The organism is Mycobacterium sp. (genome assembly GCF_052145595.1).
Lineage (GTDB): Bacteria > Actinomycetota > Actinomycetes > Mycobacteriales > Mycobacteriaceae > Mycobacterium.
Genome location: NZ_JBKQOI010000138.1, coordinates 1 through 2,779, shown reverse-complemented (window position 1 = coordinate 2,779; position 2,779 = coordinate 1). Strand labels below are relative to the sequence as shown.

At 67.5% G+C, this 2,779-nt stretch carries 2 protein-coding genes and 2 pseudogenes; 3 read left to right on the top strand and 1 reads right to left on the bottom strand.

The features are described 5' to 3' along the window. Positions 1-279, bottom strand: a pseudogene (locus ACLP4W_RS12440) (hypothetical protein); the annotation flags it as partial. Between the two features lie 65 nt (positions 280-344). Between ACLP4W_RS12440 and ACLP4W_RS12435 the strand changes: the two are divergent. The 3 genes and pseudogenes from ACLP4W_RS12435 to ACLP4W_RS12425 all read left to right on the top strand — a co-directional run bounded on the left by ACLP4W_RS12435 (position 345) and on the right by ACLP4W_RS12425 (position 2,701). Continuing rightward, complete coding sequence (locus ACLP4W_RS12435) at positions 345-1,160, top strand: lysophospholipid acyltransferase family protein (RefSeq protein ID WP_442386425.1); 816 nt, start codon at positions 345-347, stop codon at positions 1,158-1,160. A gap of 226 nt (positions 1,161-1,386) precedes the next feature. Then, positions 1,387-1,830, top strand: a pseudogene (locus ACLP4W_RS12430) (DEAD/DEAH box helicase); the annotation flags it as partial. Beyond that, on the top strand, positions 1,823-2,701 hold the full coding sequence (locus ACLP4W_RS12425) for an SWIM zinc finger family protein (protein ID WP_442386424.1): 879 nt from the start codon (positions 1,823-1,825) through the stop codon (positions 2,699-2,701). The pseudogene ACLP4W_RS12430 and the gene ACLP4W_RS12425, both read left to right, overlap by 8 nt. The last annotated feature ends 78 nt before the right edge of the window (positions 2,702-2,779 follow it).

The window sequence follows — 2,779 nt, the reverse complement described above, 5'->3', positions numbered from 1 at the left end:
CACCCGACTGCAGATGAACTTCAGATCTGCAGATTTCGTGAGAACGTAGTGCACTTCGTGGCCGGCGTCCAGCCAGACTCGGTGCACCAGGTCGAACGCCAAGTACATCGCGGCATGCCCGAGGTGGGTGGCGTCGTAGGGCGTGATGCCGCAGATGTACATCGTCGCGGTCCGCCCTGACGCCACCGGCCGCACTTGACGATCCGAGCTGTCGTACAACCGCAGTTCGGGCCCGCGCCCCGGCACCACCGGAACCGGGGCTGGCGACCACGATTGCATGCTGTCGAGGGTAAGGGGTCTGACGGGATTGCCATCGCGACGGTGTGCGGTCGCATACTGGGGTCATGAGCGAGAAGAACGCGGCCGACTCGGTTCCCGACGCTCCGTCGGCTACTGAGGTCAAGGTCACTCTGCGGCTGATCAAGCCGCTGCGCAAGCTCATCAACCCGAAGGTGTACGGGATCGACAACGTGCCGAGACGCGGCGCTCTGCTGGTCGGCAACCACACAGTCCTGGGGGTGCTCGACTTGCCGCTGATGTGCGCGGAACTGTGGGGGCGCGAACGGATCGTGCGGTCGCTGGGAGATCACGCCCAATTCAAGGTCCCAGGTTGGCGCGACATGCTGAAGAGTTTCGGCGTTGTCGAGGGCACTCGCGCGAACTGCGCTGAGCTGATGCAAAGCGGAGAGCTGATCCTGGTCTTCCCGGGCGGCGGGCGTGAGGTGGCCAAGCGCAAGGGTGAGCGCTACAAGCTGGTGTGGAAGAACCGGATGGGGTTCGCCCGGATGGCGATCCAATACGGCTACCCGATCATCCCGTTCGCGTCGGTCGGCGCAGACGATGCGGTCGACATCGTGATGAACGCCGACAACCCGCTGCTCGCCCCCGAACGGCTGTTCGTCGAGAAGGTGCTGGGCAGCCCGGACTCCTGGCCGATCTGGCGCGGCATCGGGCCCACGCCGATTCCCCGTCCGGAACGCCAGTACTACTGGTTCGGCGAGCCGATCCAGACCACTCGGTGCCGCCACAACGACGACGCCAAGGTGCGCGAGGTGCGGGATTCCACCAAGACCGCGGTCGAGTACGGCATTCAGTTCCTCCTCGAGGAGCGGGAACACGACAAAAACCGCTCGCTGGTCAGTCGGCTGGTGCGACCGTAGCGCCGCTGAGTCACCAGACAGCTCGCCGGATGGCGTCCAGCAGCGTGGGCGCGGCTTCGGCGCGGCACATCAGGACGTGGCGTTGGCCGCCCTGCTCGACGCGCCGGGGGCACTGACTATGAGCAGCGCCTCAAGCAGGTGGAAGTCGAGATCGACAACCTTCGCGCCGCGTTCGGCGTGGGGCCTGCTCGCGGATGGCCCCGGATCCGGCCGCATTGTCGTGCTGCTGCTGGTGCCGCACCTGGCCGCAAGCTTCGGCCGCGACATCGCCTACCTGCACGGTGGCACCCCAAAGAAGCGGCGCGACGAGATGGTAGCCCGCTTCCAGTCCGGGGACGGGCCGTCCATCTTCCTGCTGTCGTTGAAGGCGGGGGGCACCGGGCTGAACCTCACCGCGGCCAATCATGTTGTGCACCTGGACCGGTGGTGGAACCCGGCGGTGGAGAACCAGGCGACAGACCGGGTGTTCCGGATCGGACAACGGCGCACGGTGCAGGTGCGCAAGTTCATCTGCACGGGCACGCTCGAGGAGAAGATCGACGAGATGCTCGAGGAGAAGAAGGCACTGGCCGACCTGGTGGTCACCGACGGCGAAGGCTGGCTGACCGAACTGTCCACCCGCGACCTGCGCGAGGTGTTCGCGCTGTCCGAGGGGGCCGTCGGTGAATAAGAGCTGGTATCCGCCGCCGTCGCGGCCCCGCCCCGTGCAGGGTGGGCTCAAGGCGCGCAGCGCCCGCGGCGCCATCGCGCGGACCTGGTGGTCGGAGCGGTTCATCGCGGTACTGGAGGACATCGGCCTGGGCAACCGGCTCCAGCGCGGCCGCAGCTACGCGCGCAAGGGACAGGTGATCTCGCTCGAGGTGGATCCGGGCTCGGTCACCGCCCAGGTGCAGGGCAGCAGGGCCCGGCCGTACCGGATCCGGATCGGGATCCCCGCGTTCGGCAAGTCCGAATGGGCCCAAATTGAGCGGAGCCTGGCTGAAAATGCCTGGTACACCGCCAAACTGCTGTCCGGCGAGATGCCCGACGACATCGAGGACGTCTTCGCCGGGCTCGGCCTGTCGCTGTTCCCCGCCACCGCCCGGGAGCTGTCGCTGGACTGCTCCTGCCCCGATCACGCCGTCCCATGCAAGCACCTTGCCGCCACCTTCTACCTGCTCGCCGAGTCTTTCGACGACGACCCGTTCGCCATCCTCGCGTGGCGCGGCCGCGAGCGCGAGGATCTGCTGGCCAACCTGGCCGCCGCCCGCACCGAAGGACCGCCGGCCGCCGACCGCGCCGAACAAGCAGCCCGACCGCTCGCCGACTGCCTTGACACCTATTACGCATGGCAAGCCGACGTGACAGTCCCGAGCCCGCCGGCCACGCCATCGACGGCGCTGCTCGATCAGCTCCCCGACACCAGCGTCACCGCCCGCGTACGGCCGCTGACCGAACTGCTGCGACCCGCCTATCACGCCCTCGGACACGGTGGCCAGGCCGAACTCGCATACGAGTCTGCTCCCGGCAGATCGGTCCAGACGGGGACGGGCCGGCCGTAACCCAGGCAGCAGAAGATCCGCGCGAGTCGAGTTGGCGATCTTGCGTTGTACGTTGCGGAGCAGCGCTACGGCGGTGGT

Coding starts and splice junctions, on each gene's coding strand:
- ACLP4W_RS12435 (WP_442386425.1), top strand. CDS start 345: ATGAGCGAGAAGAACGCGGCCGACTCGGTTCCCGACGCTCCGTCGGCT.